Below are 16,799 nucleotides of genomic sequence, written 5' to 3'. Positions count from 1 at the left end.
GGCGGCCCCCCCCCGGACGACACCGTCGATGATGACGGCCGGCCGGAAGGCGCGGACCGGTGTCAAGGCGTGCGGGCCGGTGCCGGGGCGTCCCACGCGAAACCGTCCGGATCCGTGCAGGACCCGATGCCGCCTCCGATCATGATGCGGTGCGAGCCGCTGCCCTCCGGTGAGACGCCGATGGTCCTGGCGAGGGCGCGGCGACGGTAGAGCGCCAACTTGACGGAGCCGGGGCCGGTGTCGAACTCGACGTAGGAGCGGCCGAAGCCCTTGCCCACGCTCAACCCTCGCTCCACGTAGAAGCGCTTGCTCGCGGTCACGTCCTCGACCCCCAGCAGGAGCACGATCTCGTCGACCTTCCGGGTGGCCGGGCCGATGTTCCTCTTCCTCGATGTGGCCACCTGCCAGACGGCCCCGTCCGGGGCCTGGATAACGGCGCCGTAACCCCAGAGCGACTTGGCGGCGGGCTTCAGGGCGACGCCGCCGGCGTCGAGGGCGGCCTCGACGAGGGCGTCGACGTCGGCGGGCTGGGACGTGATGAGCGACAGGGTGAACCCGCGGAACCCGGTCGTGGGCGCGTCCGCGGCCCGCAGGCGGAGCAGCCCGCCCAGGTCGAAGGCGGCGGTGTAGAAGCGGTCGGCGGCCTCGGTGTCGGTCGCGTCGAGGGTGATGGAGGCGATGTTCGTCATGACCACGACGTTATGGGAGGACCCACCGCCGGCGCTTCTCGATTCCTGACCGGTCACGCGTCCGTTTTCGCCACCCCCGCCGTGCCCCCGACGAGCCGGTGCGAGAACGTGGGGCACCGCCGGCCGCGCGACCCCCGTCGCGCGCGGACACGACGGACCCTCGAAGCGCGGCGGGAGTACGGAGCGAGAAGAGACATGTCAGCAGCCACCGTCATCATCTCCGGAGCCCGTGTCTTCGACGGCGAGTCCTTCCTCCCGCGTGCGGACGTGGCGTTCGCCGGGGACACCGTGCTCGATGTGGGTCCGGGACTCACCGAGAGACACCCGGGCGCGCGCACGGTCGACGCGACCGGTAAGACCGTCATCCCCGGCATCATCGACCTCCACGTGCACATGACGGCGCGGCACGCGGGCTCGCTCAACTCCTTCGCCGAGCCGTTCTCCCTCCAGTTCTACGACTCCGCCGCGCACCTCGGGCGCACGCTCAGAGCAGGTGTGACCAGCGTGCGCGACGCGGGCGGCACCGACCTCGGCGCCAAGGTGGCCGTGGAGTCGGGCGTCATCCCCGGGCCCCGCCTGCGGATCGCGGTCACCATCATGAGTCAGACCGGTGGGCACGGCGACATGCGATTGCCCTCGGGGGCCGAGAACCCGATGCTGGCACCGCACGCCGGGCGTCCCTCCGGTGTCGCCGACGGCGTCGAGGAGGTGCGCAAGACCGTGCGCTCGATCCTGCGCGCGGGGGCCGATCAGATCAAGATCTGCTCCACGGGTGGTGTGCTCTCCCCCGCCGACGACCCGCGGCACTCCCAGTTCACCGAGGACGAGATCCGTGTGATCGTCGAGGAGGCCGCGGCTCAGGGCGCGTACGTCATGGCGCACGCGCAGGGCAGCGAGGGCATCAAGAGCGCTCTGCGGGCCGGGGTGCGCTCGATCGAGCACGGCATCTACCTCGATGAGGAGGCGATCGGACTCCTGCTCGACCGGGGCGCCTACCTCGTGCCGACGCTCTCCGCGCCGCTCGCGGTCATCGAGCGGGCGGAGCGGCCGGGATCAGGGCTCTCGCAGGCCGTCATCGACAAGGCCCACCGGGTGGTCGACACCCACCGGGAGTCGGTCGCGAACGCGGTCGCCGCCGGCGTGAAGGTCGCCATGGGCACCGACTCGGGGGTGGGTCCGCACGGCGAGAACCTCAAGGAGCTCGCGCTGATGGCCGACGTCGGCATGGGACTGGAGGAGGTACTGCGCGCGAGCACGTCCCTGGCGGGCGAGCTCATCCGGAACGCGCGGGTCGGCAGGCTCGCACCGGGGCACGCCGCCGACGCCGTCGTGCTCGACGGTGAGCTCACCGGCACCGCGCGGCTCGCCTCGTTGCCGGCGATGGTGCGGCAGGTCTGGAAGGACGGCGAGGCGGCGTTCACCCGGGCAGGGGACTGACCGCGCGGCCGGGGCGGGACGACGGCGGAGGGCGTGCTCGCCCGGTGGGACGGGGACGCTGCCCGGGGGCGAGCGGCCGACCGTGAAGCAGATCTCGGTGACGCTGAGGTCGCCGCGTCGCAGCAGCGCCGCCGCGCACTCGATGCGGCGCGTCATCAGGTACGGGTACGGGGACTCGCCGTACGCCTGCCGGAACCGTCGGCTGAGATGACCGGCGGACACGTGCGTCCCGCGGGCGAGCGTCTCGACGTTCAACGGCCGCGCGCGCTCCCACCGGTCACGGACGCGGCGCGTCAGGGCGAGGTCGTCCAGGCGTTGCGCTTCGGCGCGGGCGTGGCCCCACGAGGGACGTCACATGGGGAGGCTCCTTTCCGCCGGTGCGCGGCTCAGCGCGTCTCCTGAACGCGGATGAGGTTGCCCGCGGGGTCGCGGAAGGCGCAGTCGCGGATGCCGTACGGCTGCTCGGTCGGGTCCTGGACGACCTCGGCCCCCTGGGCCCGCACCTTGTCGAAGGTGACGTCGAGGTCCCGGGTCGCCAGCAGGATCCAGCCGTAGGTGCCCTTGGCCATCATCTCCGCGATGGTGCGGCGCTCGTCCTCGCTGATGCCGGGGTCGACCGCCGGGGGCGCCAGGAGGATCGACGTGTCGGGCCGGTCGACGGGGCCGACCGTGATCCAGCGCATTCGCCCCTGGCCGACGTCGCCGCGGACCTCGAAGCCGAGGACGTCGCGGTAGAAGACCAGGGACGCGTCCGGGTCGTCGTGCGGAAGGAAACTGGTGTGAATCGTGAGGTCCATGCCGACCAGACTAGGGCGACGTCCCGACGCGCGCTTCTGGATCCCTGATCGACCCCGGGCGCCTCTCCCCCGCTCCGGGCGCCCTTGGCGGGCCTTCCACGGAAACGGATATCGAACCTGATTTCGACACGGGGGGAACTCCCGCACCACCGTTGGCGGCGTGGGCATCACGTCCGCCGAGCGGAAATGGCTTTCTTCTCCTTATTCGCGTCTTCGATTCGCCGCAATGGGTATGTTCATTTCACGGACGCCCCGTTGTCCACAGGGACGAGATGGCGGGTCATCCCACGACCGAGGACCGCTCCCCTGCGCCCGCCCCAGGGAGAAACCCCACCCCCGCCCCGGTGACACGCCTTCGGACCCGACACCCGCACGCAACGGGAGATGAGCCGTGAAAGGAATTCCGAGGCGGAGAGAACCAACGCCGTAGAACCTTCTCACCGAAAGGTTTCGACCGTGGATTGGATCCGTTTTCTCCAAGGCGTCGGCGAGGTCGCGCAGGGCACGGCCTCCGTCATGGCCGTTCGTCGACTTCTCGAACTGGACGACAACACGGCGTTCGCCCGGATCGCCGACTTCGTCGAGAACTCGGGGACGGCCGAGATCGACGCCTTCGACGGCGTCCTTCTCTCGACCGCGACGGGCGAGATCAACCTGCACGACAGGGCCCGACTGATCAAGTTCTACGCGCTCTTCAAGATGCTGGAGTACATGAAGTTCAACCAGTTCCGAGGGTTCCCCCACTGATCGGCCCGGACCGTCCTCCGGTCCGGCGGACCCTCCGCCGACCCGGGCCACCGGTCGTGTTCGGCACCGCCGATGGCCCGGGCCCGGAGATCAGGGGAGGTCGACGCGGAAGAGGGTGGTGGTGCCGGAGACCTCGTTGGCGACGGCGAGGAGGGGAACGCCCGGGAGCGGGGAGTCCTCGGCGGCGATGAAGGTCAGCCCCTCGGCGCCCAGGTCACCGGCCTCGGGGGTGCCCGGGGTCGCCGAGAAGTCCCGGTTGTTGACGTAGTCGACGAAGGCGGCGCCCTCGGGGTCGGTGATGTCGTAGACCATCACGCCGCCGACGCGCTCCAGACCGACGAAGGCGTAGGTGCGGCCGTCGATCACGCCGAGGGTGACGCCCTCGGGCTCGGGACCCTTGTCGTCGCTGCGGGTCTCGAAGGTGTTCTCGGTGTGGTTGGAGTTGAAGAAGTCCGGGTTCGCCTCGGCCGTGATGCGCTCGAAGTCGGAACCCGAGTCGAAGACCACCTCGCCGTCGGTGGTGAAGATCGAGAAGGAGCGACCGCCGAAGGCGTGGAGTTCGTCGTGGCAGCCGTCCTCGGTGAGCCCTTCGGCCGCGGAGACCGTCAGGCGGCCGAGGTTCTCGTCACGCTGGAGGTCCGCGAGGGTGAGGCCGTTCGCGTCGAGGTAGGGCCGCAGGCGCGGGGAGTCCTCGCAGAGTTCGAGGTTCTTGACGCGGACCCCCTCCGCGTAGTCGCCCCATTCCCGGACGTCGCCCTCGTTGGCGGTGACCAGGAGGGTACGGCCCTCATGCCGGTAGGAGTCGAAGCCGTCGGGCTGGTACATCCCGTACACCGGGAGGTTCTCGATACGGATCGCGCCATCGCGGTCGGAGGCGTCGAGTCCGTTGCCCGGCTCCATGTGGTCCTTGAGGCCGAAGGGCACGATCTCGGTGACCTCGGCGGTGCGCAGGTCGATGACCGCGAACGCGTTGGCCTCCTGAAGGACCGCGTAGGCGCTGTGGGCGGTGTCCGCGACGATGTACTCGGGTTCGAGATTGCGCGCGACCCGGCCCGGAGTGCCGGGTTCGCCGGTGGACAGGTCCGGACCGAACACGCGGACGCCCTCGGGGAGTTCACGGCCCTCGTCCCAGGCGCGGAAGTCGGCGGTGCGCACGTCCCTCTGGGTGACGGAGGCCGGACGGCGGTTCACCTTGATGACGCTGATGGAGCCCTCGGGGTCGACCGTGAAGTCGTCGTTCGGTTCTCCCTCGTTGGCGACGAGGAGGAGGCGGCCGTCCGGGGTGAAGGTGGCCATGTCCGGAAGGGCGCCGACCCGGACGGCGTTGAGGGCGTTGCCCCGGGTGTCGTAGAAGACCACCCAGCCGGGATCGGTGCCGTCGGCGGCCTCCACGGCGACGGCGACCGTGTCGCCGTGGATCGCGACGGAGTTGGCGACCACGCCCTCCTCGACGACCGAGCCGTCGGCCGCCGGGACCCCCGGGGCGGCCAGGTCGAAGAGCTTCGTGGGGGCCGTGGGGTCGGAGATGTCGACGACCTCGACGGTGGCGGCGAGGGCGTTGACCACGTACAGGCGCTGGTGGCGCGGGTCGTGGGCGACGATCTCGGCCGCGGACCGGTCGAAGGCGCCGGTGGCGTAGGTGCCGAGCGGCGACAGTGCGGTGCCGTCCGAGCGCTCGTCGGCGTGGGCCGCCGCTCCCGTGAGGGCGACGGTCAACGCCGTCGCGACCGCCGTGGTCTTGCGCATGGTGCTTCCTTCCGGGGGAACGGGCGCGAGCGCGCCCGGGCGGAAGCCAACCAGGCTCGCCCGAACGGCCGGTGTCGGCCGGGTGAAGCAGCGGGGATCAGGACCAGGTGAGGCGGTGGGCGGTGACGGCGTCCTCGATCGGCGAGGAACCGTAGTGGGCGGCCAGGATGGTGGCCCCCGGATCGGTGTCGGTACGGATCACGGTGGTCGGGGCGATCCAGCGGGCCCAGGCGGGCTCGAAGGCGTCCCGGTGGAGCCGGTTCCGGCTCAACAGGGCCGGGACCACGTGGTACACGACCGGGTTGGCGGGGAGGTCGCCGTCGAGAAGGGCGCGGGCGTTCTCCTCGGTGGGGGCGGGCGGCAACGGCCGGGGGACCAGGTGGGTCGGCGTGCCGACGACGGGTCCGACGAGTTCCTCCAGGGCGATGGCGAACTCCTCCGCGGCGTCGGGGAGCGTGAAGCGGTAGACGCCGTCGGTGTCGATGTGCACGCGCACCCCGGCCGCGCCGGTCGTGGACCGACCCGTCCCCCGAAGGGCGTCGGCGACGACGCAGGCGTAGCGGATCGCGTCGTCGGGCGTGGCCGCGTCGGCGAGCAGTTCCCGCGCGTGGCGCACGCGCGCCGCGGCGTGGGCCCGGAACGCGATGGGGACGAGGGCCACGGCGATCACCGCCGCGATCAGGCTCCAGGGGGCGAGCAGTCCGAGCACGAGGGAGAGGGTGGTGATGATCCCCAGGAGGATGACGATGTCCGGGAACGACCTCGGCGGCGGGTCCGAGGGGGACGCGCCCGACAGGGACACGCCCCGCTCGGCGGGCAGGACCCGGGGAGGGTCGGGCAGGGCGACGTCCACGCCGCGGACGGTGACGGGGCGGGGGCGGCGGACCCGCAGGGTGGGCAGGAGTGCGTCCTCGTAGGGTTCGCCGATGCGCCAGCGCGCGCGGGTGAGGTCGCGGCGACCGACCCGGTCGAGCATGCGCAGGTTGACCGCGTCGAGGTCGTCCGGCGGGGTGTAGGGCGAGAGCGACGGGTCGACGTGCGCGATACCGCTCATCACCTCGCCGTCGGCGTCCACCCCCAGGTAGCCCTGGTGCTTGCGGACGAACCGCTCCCAGTCGGCGTCCCCGCGCGGATGATCCCGGCTGACGCAGACGACCGTCCACGTGTGCGCGGTCTTGTCCGGCCAGGTCGGGTCCAGGCGCAGGGCCCTCCCCCGGCTCTGCACGACGGCGGTGGGGGTGGTGGCGGTGGTGAGGTCGACGACGGTGTTCACGCCCCGCGCGTCCCAGCCCTCGCCGAGCAGGGCGCGGGTGCCCACCAGGATCCGGCCGCCACCGGATTCGAAGAACCGGGTGACCACGGCGACCCGGGTGCGGGACGACCAGGAGCCCTCGATGTCGCACAGGCCGTCGGGTCGGTCGACGGCGACGAGCCCGGCGTCCGGGAGTTCGGCACGGATCGACTCCAGGAAGACCATGGCCGTACCGGGCGCCATCGCCACGGTGCGACCGGTGAGCAGGATCGGGTCCAGGTGCCCGGTACGGGGGTCGCCGACCAGGGTGGAGAGCTGGAGGCGGGCCGATCCGGCGTCGGCGTCGAGGATGCCGAGCAGCGCGGCGGGAGGACGGGAGGACGCGCGTTCGTGGTCGCACAGGACGAGGGCGCGCAGACGGTCCCCCAGGGCGGTGTGCTCGGCGGCGAGGATCTCGACGGTGGCGTGGGCCTTGGAATCGCTGCGGGCCAGTACCCGGTCCACCGGGGACACGCCGCGTCGGACACCGTTGCGGGTGAGGTGGTGGCCGACGGCGGGCAGGGCGGCGCGCAGGCGGTCGCGGGCCGCGCGGTCGTGGGCGGAACCGGGGTCCAGGCAGCGCCGGGCGTAGTCGTCGATGACGGCGATCCAGTCGGCGGCGGTGGGCGGCCGACGGTGTTCCTCAAGGGGTCGGGCGCCCTCGGGGAGGGCGCACAGTCCGATGTGGTGCAGGCGCAGGACGGCGGCGGCCAGGTCGGGTTCGGCGGCGGCGATCCGCGACCAGGGCAGGCGACCGCCCTCGGCCATGTCCCGGTGGACGAACCGGGCGTCGATCCAGGGCAGCAGGTCGGTGGTGGCGAAGCCCGGGGTGAGCAGTTCGTCGCACATCCGGGCGAACCGTTCACCCTGTTCCTTGAGGTAGACGAGTTCGGTGTGCGTGGGTTCGGTGAGGTAGGCGAGTTCGGCGAAGGGGGCGAGGTAGCCGTCCCGCACCAGGGCGGGGATGGAGGCGCCCGTGACGGGTTCGCCGAAGAGGCGGTCCACCAGCGTCCGCTCGGCCGTGGTGAGGTTCGTGGCCGGGGTCCCGGTCAGACCGATGACGCGGGCGTCGGGCAGTTCGTCGAGGATCTCGGAGAGGAGCCGGCCCCACACCTGGAGCAGGTGGTGGCACTCGTCGAGCAGGACGGTGAGGGGGCCGGCGTCGTGCAGGGCGGCGACGAGGGCCCGCCCGTTTGGGTGCAGTCGATCGCGGACGGGGGCGGTCCCGCGCCCTTCCTCATCGTTCTCGGCCTCGGGGTCGAACACCGCCAGGGACTGGTACGTGAGGACGTTGACGTGGTGCGCGAGGTCGCGGTCGGCGCCGGCGGTGCGGTCGTCGTCCGGACACAGGGCGGACCATTGGCGGATCCACTGCCCCTGGATGGCGGTGTTGGGCACGAGGACGACGGTCCGGCGGCCGAGCCGGCGGGCGGCCTCCAGGCCGACGAGGGTCTTGCCCGCACCCGGCGGAAGCACGATCCAGGTGCGCCGGTGGCCGTTCGACCAGCGGTCCTGGACCGCCGTCAACGCGGCGCGCTGATAGGGCCGGAGTATCCCGGCCGGATGATCCACCTGGGGTGAGGACACCCGTCCACGGTAGCGAGGAGGGGCCAGAGGTCAATCGGCGGTCAGGCGCAACCGCTGCCAGGCGGCGACCCAGCGCCGCCGTTCGGCCTCGTCCTCGCCGGCGCAGGCGGTGACGAACGCCATCAGGAACACGTACCTGGGCAGCCGGTCCCCTTCGAGGACCTGCCGGAAGGTGGTGTGCTTGACCGCTCCGCCGCACAGGTACTCCAGCTCCCGGTAGGACCAGTCGCCGGCCCACACCACGTAGCGGCGCATGGTGAGCAGGAATCCGGCGGCGGTGCGGGCGTGCAGGGGGTTGGGGCGGTGTTCGTAGCCGTCGATGTCGCGCAGCGGGCGGGAGCGTTCGACGGGGGTGACCACCGGGGTGGACAGCAGCCGATCCAGCCATCCGGTGCCGTTGAGGGCGCGGTTCGGGCCGGTCGGTTCAAGGACGCCCGTGGGGGTCACGCCGTCTCCTTTTCCGGTTCTCGCTTCAAGGAAGGTGGTCAATCGTTCTTCCGGGTATGGGGTGCCGAAGGGCGCGCGTATGAGCAGTGGTGTGCGAAGAGAACACCGAGCCGGGTGGGGACGTTGTGGAGTAACCCCGACTGTTCGGTTACCGGGAAATCTACCGGATGAACACGACAGGCGAAAGCGCCTGTGGCGTGGGCATCTCGGCGTTCTCCGCCACACGGTGGTGTGACGCGCGAAGGGCGCCCGAGGGTTCTCTGAATTTTTCAGGAGAAATCCATTGAATGTGATCTGAATCCACTGGAAAAACGTCGCCGATGATCAATGCCCATGACATGCGTCCCACCTGGTGACGGTGTGTGTGGATCATGATCACCACGCAGAGAGAAATCCGAATACCCCTATTTCGGACACCCGAAAACGGGGTTCAAAGGTCCCGGATTCCCGGCTCCCGCCTCGGCACGGACACGCTCTCGCCGACGCGCGTGCTCCGTCACCTCGCGCGAACCCCCCTAGCGCACGAGGGCTTCCGGCTCCCAGAACACGACGGTGGCGTCGTCCCGGACCTTGCCCCGGGGGTGGGAACCCCCCTCGGGGTCGGCCGCCTCCAGGGCGCGCACCCGCTCGATCAACGCCCTCGGCCCCTTGTCCGAAACCAAGGAGAAGGCCTGTCCCCAATCCAGGTCCCCGAACACCTCGACCGCCCGGGTGGCCCCGTCGGTCATCAGGGCGAAGGGGCCGGCCGCGGCTGTTCCGGTGAGGGCCTCGTCGGCCGCCCTGGGGTCGGAACCGGCCGTCCAGAATCCGCCCGGCACACCGCGCAGCGCGCGGATCGCCCCGGCGGGTTCGCCACGGCGGAGCAGGTCGGCGCGGAGGGCGTCCAGCCGGGTGTCGGCGACCAGGCCGACCCCGTCCACCGCCACGGGATCGCCGACGTTCGGGGCGTCCGCCACGGTCGGCCGCCCCGCGGGGCGGCCGTCTCCCGTCGGCCGACCCGCCGGATGGGGGGCGCCGTGGCGCCCATCGGCGCGAAGGGCCTTGCCGGCGCGGGCCACGGGGCGAGGGTCGGCGACCAGCAGTACCGAATCCGACAGCACCAGGTACTCCAGGCCCTCACCGGTCATCCGGACGGCCGCCACCGTCGCCGAGGGGGTGTCCCGGTGCGCGGTGTCGCAGGTGCCGGCGTGCAGGGCGGTGGTCGCCGTGATCGCCTCGGCCAGCGCGGAACGCAGCGGTCGACCGGTGTCGGCGCCCGCCAGCAGCAGGGCGCCGAGCCTTCGGACGTACCAGGCCACCCCGTGGGAGCAGCCGCCGTCACCGTCGAGGGGCCCGCTCACCCCGTCCAGTACCACCGCGCAGCGCGCGGTCACCGCCGCGAAGTCCTCGTTGGGCCGGTCGACGCGACCGGGCTCGGTGGCGATCAGGAAAGGCATACGGGTCCCCTTCGCGCCGGTCGGCCTCTCCGCCCGGCCGTGCTCTCTCCTTCCCCGGGGTCGTGTCCGGTCACCCGGCCGGCGGCCACGCGCCACCGCGCCCGGTCACCGGGCCTGCCCCGAGAGCGGTTCCCGCCCGCGGTTCGAGGCCGGGGCGTTCGGGGGGTACGGCCGGACGGGGGGAACCGGGTCGATCGTGCCCGGCCGAACCCGCGGGGCGCGGTCCGGTACGGCCCGAACGCCACCGCCCACCGGGGACGACCGGCGCCCGGGGGCATCGCCCCGGACACCGGAGACCCGCGGTTCCCGGCACGATCAGCGAACGACGATCGTGGTGCCCACCTCGATGTGTCCCTCCTCGCGGAGCCAGTCCATCGCGGACAGGCTCACTCGGGCGCATCCGTGCGAGGCCGGTTGCGCCGGCACGCTCGGGTAGCCGTGGACGGCGATGCCGCCGTTGAAGTACATGGGGGCGTACAGGGCCCCGTAGGGACCCGGATCCCAGCCGGCGACCTGCCGGAAAACCGTGTAGGTGCCGGTGGGGGTGACCGCGATCCGCTCCGAGCCGTCGGCGCCCTGGTAGGGCCTTCCGGACCCGGTGGAGGTGTTGAGCGCGTACCGCACCTCGCCGTCGGAGACCACCAGGAGCAGCTGGCGCTCCAGGTCGATCTCCAGCACGTCACCGGAGGTACTGGAGGCCGATGGTCGGATCCCGTCGGCCAGCGCGGCCCGGGTGTCCGGGCCGACCACACCGTCACGGTCGATGCCGGCCGCCTTCTGGAGGGCGACCACGGCCTGCGCGGTGTGGTGTCCGAACCGGCCGTCCGCCCCGTCGAGCCAGTACCCGAGGCCGAGAAGGCGCTCTTGCAGTTCGGTGACGGCCGGCCCGGAGGCGCCGTTGCGGAGTTCGCGGGCGTCGGCGTGGGCGGGCGGGGCGAGCAGGAGCACGCCCAGCAGGACGGTGAGCAGGATCGCGAGGGTCGATCGCGGATGTCGGAGGGACGGGACGGAGGGTGTTCGGGGGGTAGCCATACGTCTCTTTTACCCTCCTGCGGCGGATCATGGGGGATTTTCCACAGCCTGTGGACGAAAGCACACGGGCCGGGATCCGATCCCGGGGGTCGGCGGACCCGACTCCCCGGAGTCCGCCGCCGGGGAGTCGGGTCAGGACCGTTCGCTGCTGTTGCGCAGGGTGGCGGCGACCTGGACGAGCGCTCGGCAGCGGGCGAACTCCACCGAGGTGAACGGCACCCCGGAACGGCGGACGACCAACACCCGGCCGTCAGGGGCGGGCAGGGTCATGACGGCCCCGGCCAGGTCCTCGCGGCCCAGGCCCGGGGGCGGCCCGTCGGCGGCGTCCACCCGCTCGGCCGTCGCCAGTGAGATGAGCGAGTTCTCCAGAGTCGTGTTCCCACCGACGAGCGCTCCGACCAGGGCCAGCGTGCGACTCGTGGTGTCGCTGAGTTCGTGCGGGTCGGCGGTGCGCACGATGGCGTCGCGACCACCCGCCTCCCGGACCACCGCGTGCAGGGCGTGCGCCCCGACGTGGACGGGCGCGCTGACGAAGAACTCGTCGACCGCGTCGGTGCCGGCGGGGTGGACGTGCATGAGTCGGATGTCTATGCCCAGCACGGCGAATCCGGCGGTGAGCGCCGCGAGTCCGCCGGGCACGTCGGCGACGGTGACCCGCACGCTCCACAGTCGGTCGCCGGTCGGGTCGGTCGGGACGATCGGCCGGTGCGGCGCGACCGGGGGCCGGGTCGAGGTGGCGGAACGACGGTGCCGGTGCCAGCGGTGCAGGATCGAGACCACGATGAGCAGGACGCCCACCGCGATCAGGGCGCGGACCCCGCCGTCGCTGTGCCCGAGGGAGAGCACCACCATGTGCGCCGCCCCGGCGGCGAGCAGCAGGACCCCCATGTCGAGGGCCTCCCTGCCGAGGAAGCCGGTGCGTCGGTCGTCGGTCCCGTGGTGGCCTTCGGAAAAGTCCATGGGTCCGACGATGCCGAGTCGACGTTGCGCCCGTGCTCCGACGCGTGACGGAACGGTAACGGCGAGGTGTGAGTCCGGTCACCGAGCATGGGCCCGAGCCCGGGCCGAGGGCCCGCTCAGCCGGGCTCGACGAGTCCGGTGACGTCGATGTCGATCCGCGGGACGGCCAGGCGCAGGCGCTCCTCCAGGAGGGCGCGCACGGTGCGGCGCAGGCGCTCGGCCGCCTCCACGATGGGCGTTCCGCCGACGACCAGCACGGTCAGCGACACCACGAGCCCGTCCGGGGTCCGCCTCACCCGACAGCGGCCGACGAGGACGTCGGGGACGTCGCGGGCGGAGAGGCGCACCAGGGTGGCGACGGCCGACTCGCGGATCTCGGTGGTCCCCGGCCCGGCGCCGCCCAGCGTGAGCGTGCGGGTGTTCCTGCGCTCGCTTCGGACGATGCGCATCACGTCGTCGACGAGGCCGACGGGGGCGGTGGTCTCCTCATCCGGCGGTTCGCGCAGGACGGAGATCAACGGCTCCAGGTCCCGGGCCGCCGAACGGCAGTGGGAGCAGCCGGCCTCATGGTCCGTGGTCCGACCGGCCATCAGGTGCCGCGCCAGCGCGTCCTCGCCGTTCCCGCAGGGCAGGAGGTCGTCGTTGTCGTCGGGCGGTTCTAACGCCATGGTGCAAGCGCCTTCACGAGATGGGCGCGAGCGCGGTGGATGCGCCCGCGCACGGCGGTCGGGGTCGCGTCGACGACGTCGGCTATCTCTTCATATCCCCATCCTTCCATCTCACGGAGAACCCAACAGGTGCGCTGCGAGGGGGGCAGACCGGACAGGGCACGGGACAGGGCCTCGCGGAGGTCGCCGGCCAGGACCTCGGCGTCGGGCCCACGGCCCGGAAGGTCCGGTGCGCTCTCCTCGTCGATGGGATCGGTGTCGGCGCGGGCGCGCAGCACGTTGAGGGCCCTCCGACCGGCGATACGACGCAGCCAGGCGCCGAACCCGGCGGGTTCCCTCAGGGTGGGGAGCTTGCGCCACGCCGTGATGAGCGCTTCCTGTGCCGCGTCCCGCGCGTCTCCGGGGTCCCTCAGGATGCGCAGGGTGATCCGGTAGACGGTGTCCTGATGCCGGCGCAGGAGGATCTCGAACGCGCTGTCGTCACCGTCCTGAGCCCGTTCCACCAGGACCGGTTCGGGGAGGGCGGTGTCCGGGACGGACGACGGCGCGGTCACCTCGTGACGCTCACCTGACAAGGGCCACCCACTCCGAGTATGTATTCAGTTACTTTGAGTATCCACCCACGACCCGAACAAACGTGACGTGGATCACCGGAAGGGCGCCGTGAGCCCACCGGCTCCAGCGGTGTCCTCCCTCATGACGGCGCCGGAACGACCGACGCCACGACGGGAGGGGCGGGACGTGCGAGGGACCGGGATGTTCCTTGCGCGCGAGTCGGCAAGGTCGCGCACGACCTCCGAGACCGCGAAGAGGGGACCCGCAGACCGATCAGGTGACGTCGCCACCCTCCACGACGGCCCGACCGCCGGCCCTCGGCGCACGGTCACGGACGAGGCGACGCGCCTCCCCTCCGGTCGGGACACACCCCCTCCGAAGGCGGGATCCGGGACCGTCCGGCGCTGAGACACCGTCACCGACGCATCAGGACAAGGAAGAGGAGAGGCCCATGGCCGCGAAGAACCCGCAGGAGAACGACACCGTCGGCACCGAGCTGCGCCGGGTGGACTCGGCCCGCGCCGGGTCCGCCCAGGGCCGTACCGTGATCGCCGACCACGTGGTCGCCAAGATCGCGGGCATGGCCGCGCGTCAGATCCGGGGCGTCCACCACATGGGCGGCAACACCGCCCGTGCCTTCGACGCCGTGCGCGAGCGCATTCCCGGCTCGACCTCGACGTCCACCGCCGCCCGGGGGGTCGCGGTCGAGGTGGGAGAGCGCCAGGCGGCCGTCGACATCAACCTGATCGTCGAGTACGGGTCCGTCATCCCCGACCTGGCCACCGAGGTCCGACGCAACGTGGTCTCGGCCGTGGAGCGCATGACCGGGCTGGAGGTCACCGAGGTGAACGTGACCGTCGACGACATCCACCTGCCCGGCGAGGGCGAGGAGACCTCCGGGGGCGAGCCCCGTGTGCGGTGACGGGGGCGTCGTGCACTTCGGAGCGACCGACCGGGAATGAGGAGTCATGTGGCCGATCGTCGGACTCGCCTTCGGCGTCGTACTGGGACTGACCGCAGCGTTCGGGGGTTTCTGGGCCCTCCTGCTGGTCCTGTCGTTCGGAATCGCCGGGTTCCTCGGCGGTAGGGCGTACGCGGGCGAGGTGGACCTCGCGGCGTTGTTCACCGCGAAGGGGCGGGGTGGTCTCCGATGAGTCCGCCCATCGCCGGGTTCCGGGACGGGAGCGTGGAACCCGGCGGCCCCGGCAGGACCGTGGTCGCCGACCGGGTGATCGAGCGCCTGGTCCGCCACGCGTCCCTCGAACACGAGGCGGTGCGCCCGTTGGAGGCGCCGCTGCCCGGCGGGATCGGCGGGGCCCCGGTCCGCGTGGAGGTGCGCAGGGGCGGCTCCCGGGTCTCCCTGCGCGTGGAGGTCGCGATGGCCTACCCCTGCCCGCTTGAGGAGACGGCGGACGGATTGCGCCGCCACATCGTCGCCACGGTGGAGCGGACGACCGGCCTGTCGGTCCACACGACCGACATCCGGATCGCGCGGTTCGTCCTCGCCCCACGCCTGCGTTGAGACACGGAAGGTCTTCCATGGGATCCACGATGAACGCCGACGGCGCCGCGCGACGCACCGCCCTGAGAATGCTGAGGCCGCAGCGGATCGGCACCGCCTCGATCTGCGCCTCGGCTCTGGTCCTCGGCGGCGGCGCCACCCTCGTGATCGCCGTTCTCGGTGTCGTCGATCCGGACCATCCGGTGGTCCGGGGCTTCTCGGACGTCGTGACGGGTTCCTCGGGCCTCGGTTCGGCGGCCCCGGCGATCGCGGCCGTCGCCGCGGTGGTCGCCGGGGCCGCCTTGATCACGTGGGCGGTCGCGCCCGGATCGCGGGGGCCCGTCGCGCTGCGGACCGACGACCCGTCGATCGTGCTCGGTCTGACCCGTAGGGGCGTCGCTCGCCTGTTGACGGAGGAGGCGTTGGGCGTGGACGGCGTGAGCGACGCGCGGGTCCGGGTCGGGCGCCGACGCGTCCGAATACGGGTCTCGACCCCTCTTCGCGGGGACGGGGGCCCGCTGCGCGAGCGGGTGGAGGCGTCGGTGCGCGAGCGATGCGAGGGGCTGGGCGTGCTCACCCCTCCTCGGGTGAGCGCGCGCGTACGAGAGGTGGGATCGACATGACGACGACAGCGGCGCGGCCGGCACGGACGCGGGAGCGTGTGGAGGACGGAAGGGCCCGGCCCGGCGCGCGGCGGTTCCGCGGGGCACGCCGCAGGTCCCGCCTGAACCGTTCGCTGTCGTTCCTCCTGGGAGCGGCCCTGATCGGGTCGGGCGCCCTGGGGGCGGTCGCGACCGGGGCCGTCGTCCCGGTCCCGGTCGCCCTCCCGGCGGGGCCGCCCCTTCCCGAGGTCCCCCCCGAGTGGATCCCTTACGTCGTCATCGTCGCGGCGCTCGTCGGCACGGTGCTCGGCGCCTGGTGGCTGTCGGCGCAACGGGACGCCGACCGGCTGCACCGGATCGTGCGGGGGCGGGACACGGCGTCGGGTTCCACGGTGCTCTCGGGCCGCGCGCTGGCGGACGCGGTGGCGGACACCGTCGCGCGATCGCCCGAGGTGCTCAGGGCCCGAGCGCGCCTCAACGGCGCGGGGCACGCGCCACGCCTGTACGTGGAGGCGACCGTGACCGGGGACGTCGACGTCCGGTCGTTCCTGCGCGCCTGCGAGGAGACGGTGATCGAGGCGTTGCGCGTGTCCCTCGGCGTGCCCGAGGTACCCGCGATCATCGTCGTCACCGTGGCGGAGGGGGCCCGGACGCGCGTGCGGTGAGGGGCCGCCGGGCCGGGCGGGGTGTCCGGTGGCGGCGTTCGGCACCGTGCGCGCAACCCCTCCGCAACGTTCGTCATGCTAGGAGTGAACGTAAAATCACCGTCCTCGGGAGATTTCTTTCCCAGGAACGGGAAGGTGAACTACATCACCCAGATCAGGGCGTGAGTTGATCAAGCCCGAGCGTGTCCTAAGGACCGACGGCAAAGACCGCGTGACCGATACAGGGAGGTCCACATGAGAGTCCCTGCCGGGCTCACCTCGACGGGCGTGACGACCACCGCGAAAACAGAGGAATCCGAGAACGGCGACGAGAAGACGGTGCTGATGCGTCCGCCCTCGGCGGCCACGACCATCGGCGTGTTCGTCGCCGTGGGCTTCCTGACCGGATTCATCGCCGTCCTCGGAGTGGTGCTCCTGGCCCGCCCCGAGTCCATCACCCTGCTCAGCGGTTTCGGCCCCGTGTCGGCATGGGCCATGCCCGCGACCGCCGTCGCCTCCGCGCTGGGCCTGACCTTCCTGATCTCCGCCGTCATCGCGGACCATCGCGCGGAGGACGACCTCCGCCGCTCCCACCGGGACACCGAAGGAACACGGAACCCCATGGGCCTCTGATCCGAACCGTCCTCGCCCCGTACCCCA

The 16,799-nt window shown here is 72.1% G+C and carries 18 protein-coding genes and 1 pseudogene; 8 read left to right on the top strand and 11 right to left on the bottom strand.

Annotated elements, in window-relative coordinates; all coding sequences use genetic code 11:
- Positions 1–62: 62 nt before the first annotated feature.
- Positions 63–689: a glyoxalase gene (locus tag RM479_RS15460; RefSeq protein WP_311512420.1), complete on the bottom strand. Its 627-nt coding sequence runs from the start codon at positions 687–689 to the stop codon at positions 63–65.
- A gap of 12 nt (positions 690–701) precedes the next feature.
- Between RM479_RS15460 and RM479_RS15455 the strand changes: the two genes are divergently transcribed.
- Positions 702–2,126 carry an amidohydrolase family protein gene (locus RM479_RS15455; protein WP_449590050.1) on the top strand — a complete coding sequence of 475 codons (1,425 nt, stop codon included), beginning with the start codon at positions 702–704 and terminating at the stop codon, positions 2,124–2,126.
- Here the strand turns inward: RM479_RS15455 and RM479_RS15450 are convergent.
- Positions 2,118–2,438: pseudogene (locus RM479_RS15450) on the bottom strand (helix-turn-helix transcriptional regulator); the annotation flags it as partial. The gene RM479_RS15455 and the pseudogene RM479_RS15450 overlap by 9 nt on opposite strands.
- A gap of 74 nt (positions 2,439–2,512) precedes the next feature.
- Positions 2,513–2,923 carry a VOC family protein gene (locus tag RM479_RS15445; RefSeq protein ID WP_311512418.1) on the bottom strand — a complete coding sequence of 137 codons (411 nt, stop codon included), beginning with the start codon at positions 2,921–2,923 and terminating at the stop codon, positions 2,513–2,515.
- A 456-nt stretch (positions 2,924–3,379) separates the two neighbouring features.
- Between RM479_RS15445 and RM479_RS15440 the strand changes: the two genes are divergently transcribed.
- Positions 3,380–3,670, top strand: a complete 291-nt coding sequence (locus RM479_RS15440; RefSeq protein ID WP_311512417.1) for a hypothetical protein — start codon at positions 3,380–3,382, stop codon at positions 3,668–3,670.
- Between the two features lie 90 nt (positions 3,671–3,760).
- Here RM479_RS15440 and RM479_RS15435 read toward each other — a convergent pair whose 3' ends face one another.
- The 8 genes from RM479_RS15435 to RM479_RS15400 all read right to left on the bottom strand — a co-directional run bounded on the left by RM479_RS15435 (position 3,761) and on the right by RM479_RS15400 (position 13,391).
- The gene (locus RM479_RS15435; RefSeq protein WP_311512416.1) at positions 3,761–5,416 is read right to left on the bottom strand and encodes a choice-of-anchor I family protein; all 1,656 of its coding nucleotides are present in this window, start codon (positions 5,414–5,416) and stop codon (positions 3,761–3,763) included.
- Between the two features lie 97 nt (positions 5,417–5,513).
- Positions 5,514–8,294: a DEAD/DEAH box helicase family protein gene (locus RM479_RS15430; RefSeq protein ID WP_311512415.1), complete on the bottom strand. Its 2,781-nt coding sequence runs from the start codon at positions 8,292–8,294 to the stop codon at positions 5,514–5,516.
- A gap of 30 nt (positions 8,295–8,324) precedes the next feature.
- Positions 8,325–8,741 (bottom strand): hypothetical protein, encoded by a 417-nt coding sequence (locus RM479_RS15425; protein ID WP_311512414.1) that lies wholly within the window; start codon positions 8,739–8,741, stop codon positions 8,325–8,327.
- Between the two features lie 515 nt (positions 8,742–9,256).
- Positions 9,257–10,177: a hypothetical protein gene (locus RM479_RS15420; protein WP_311512413.1), complete on the bottom strand. Its 921-nt coding sequence runs from the start codon at positions 10,175–10,177 to the stop codon at positions 9,257–9,259.
- A 315-nt stretch (positions 10,178–10,492) separates the two neighbouring features.
- Positions 10,493–11,209 carry a L,D-transpeptidase family protein gene (locus RM479_RS15415; protein ID WP_311512412.1) on the bottom strand — a complete coding sequence of 239 codons (717 nt, stop codon included), beginning with the start codon at positions 11,207–11,209 and terminating at the stop codon, positions 10,493–10,495.
- Positions 11,210–11,341: 132 nt separating this feature from the next.
- Positions 11,342–12,169, bottom strand: a complete 828-nt coding sequence (locus RM479_RS15410) for an ACT domain-containing protein (protein ID WP_311512411.1) — start codon at positions 12,167–12,169, stop codon at positions 11,342–11,344.
- Positions 12,170–12,285: 116 nt separating this feature from the next.
- Positions 12,286–12,837: an Asp23/Gls24 family envelope stress response protein gene (locus RM479_RS15405; RefSeq protein WP_311512410.1), complete on the bottom strand. Its 552-nt coding sequence runs from the start codon at positions 12,835–12,837 to the stop codon at positions 12,286–12,288.
- Positions 12,828–13,391, bottom strand: a complete 564-nt coding sequence (locus RM479_RS15400; RefSeq protein ID WP_311512409.1) for an RNA polymerase sigma factor — start codon at positions 13,389–13,391, stop codon at positions 12,828–12,830. Before RM479_RS15400 ends, RM479_RS15405 begins: the two co-directional genes overlap by 10 nt.
- A 452-nt stretch (positions 13,392–13,843) precedes the next feature.
- Here RM479_RS15400 and RM479_RS15395 point away from each other — a divergent pair, with 452 nt between their 5' ends.
- The 6 genes from RM479_RS15395 (at position 13,844) to RM479_RS15370 (ending at position 16,772) form a co-directional block, all read left to right on the top strand.
- The gene (locus RM479_RS15395) at positions 13,844–14,314 is read left to right on the top strand and encodes an Asp23/Gls24 family envelope stress response protein (RefSeq protein ID WP_311512408.1); all 471 of its coding nucleotides are present in this window, start codon (positions 13,844–13,846) and stop codon (positions 14,312–14,314) included.
- A 46-nt stretch (positions 14,315–14,360) separates the two neighbouring features.
- On the top strand, positions 14,361–14,546 hold the full coding sequence (locus RM479_RS15390) for a hypothetical protein (RefSeq protein ID WP_274811215.1): 186 nt from the start codon (positions 14,361–14,363) through the stop codon (positions 14,544–14,546).
- Positions 14,543–14,914, top strand: coding sequence for an Asp23/Gls24 family envelope stress response protein (locus RM479_RS15385; protein WP_311512407.1), 372 nt, complete (start codon positions 14,543–14,545; stop codon positions 14,912–14,914). Before RM479_RS15390 ends, RM479_RS15385 begins: the two co-directional genes overlap by 4 nt.
- Positions 14,915–14,931: 17 nt before the next feature.
- Positions 14,932–15,516 carry a DUF6286 domain-containing protein gene (locus RM479_RS15380; protein WP_311512406.1) on the top strand — a complete coding sequence of 195 codons (585 nt, stop codon included), beginning with the start codon at positions 14,932–14,934 and terminating at the stop codon, positions 15,514–15,516.
- A complete protein-coding gene (locus RM479_RS15375; protein WP_311512405.1) occupies positions 15,513–16,160 on the top strand; it encodes an Asp23/Gls24 family envelope stress response protein in 648 nt (215 codons plus the stop codon). Before RM479_RS15380 ends, RM479_RS15375 begins: the two co-directional genes overlap by 4 nt.
- 234 nt (positions 16,161–16,394) lie before the next feature.
- Positions 16,395–16,772, top strand: a complete 378-nt coding sequence (locus RM479_RS15370) for a hypothetical protein (RefSeq protein ID WP_311512404.1) — start codon at positions 16,395–16,397, stop codon at positions 16,770–16,772.
- Positions 16,773–16,799 lie beyond the last annotated feature (27 nt).

This window comes from Nocardiopsis lambiniae, assembly GCF_031845465.1.
GTDB lineage: Bacteria > Actinomycetota > Actinomycetes > Streptosporangiales > Streptosporangiaceae > Nocardiopsis > Nocardiopsis lambiniae.
This window is presented reverse-complemented; position numbering and strand designations above follow the sequence as displayed.

Coding starts and splice junctions, on each gene's coding strand:
- RM479_RS15415 (WP_311512412.1), bottom strand. CDS start 11,209: ATGGCTACCCCCCGAACACCCTCCGTCCCGTCCCTCCGACATCCGCGA.
- RM479_RS15435 (WP_311512416.1), bottom strand. CDS start 5,416: ATGCGCAAGACCACGGCGGTCGCGACGGCGTTGACCGTCGCCCTCACG.
- RM479_RS15395 (WP_311512408.1), top strand. CDS start 13,844: ATGGCCGCGAAGAACCCGCAGGAGAACGACACCGTCGGCACCGAGCTG.
- RM479_RS15380 (WP_311512406.1), top strand. CDS start 14,932: ATGGGATCCACGATGAACGCCGACGGCGCCGCGCGACGCACCGCCCTG.
- RM479_RS15455 (WP_449590050.1), top strand. CDS start 702: ATGGGAGGACCCACCGCCGGCGCTTCTCGATTCCTGACCGGTCACGCG.
- RM479_RS15375 (WP_311512405.1), top strand. CDS start 15,513: ATGACGACGACAGCGGCGCGGCCGGCACGGACGCGGGAGCGTGTGGAG.
- RM479_RS15420 (WP_311512413.1), bottom strand. CDS start 10,177: ATGCCTTTCCTGATCGCCACCGAGCCCGGTCGCGTCGACCGGCCCAAC.
- RM479_RS15445 (WP_311512418.1), bottom strand. CDS start 2,923: ATGGACCTCACGATTCACACCAGTTTCCTTCCGCACGACGACCCGGAC.
- RM479_RS15405 (WP_311512410.1), bottom strand. CDS start 12,837: ATGGCGTTAGAACCGCCCGACGACAACGACGACCTCCTGCCCTGCGGG.
- RM479_RS15385 (WP_311512407.1), top strand. CDS start 14,543: ATGAGTCCGCCCATCGCCGGGTTCCGGGACGGGAGCGTGGAACCCGGC.
- RM479_RS15460 (WP_311512420.1), bottom strand. CDS start 689: ATGACGAACATCGCCTCCATCACCCTCGACGCGACCGACACCGAGGCC.
- RM479_RS15410 (WP_311512411.1), bottom strand. CDS start 12,169: ATGGACTTTTCCGAAGGCCACCACGGGACCGACGACCGACGCACCGGC.
- RM479_RS15390 (WP_274811215.1), top strand. CDS start 14,361: ATGTGGCCGATCGTCGGACTCGCCTTCGGCGTCGTACTGGGACTGACC.
- RM479_RS15370 (WP_311512404.1), top strand. CDS start 16,395: ATGAGAGTCCCTGCCGGGCTCACCTCGACGGGCGTGACGACCACCGCG.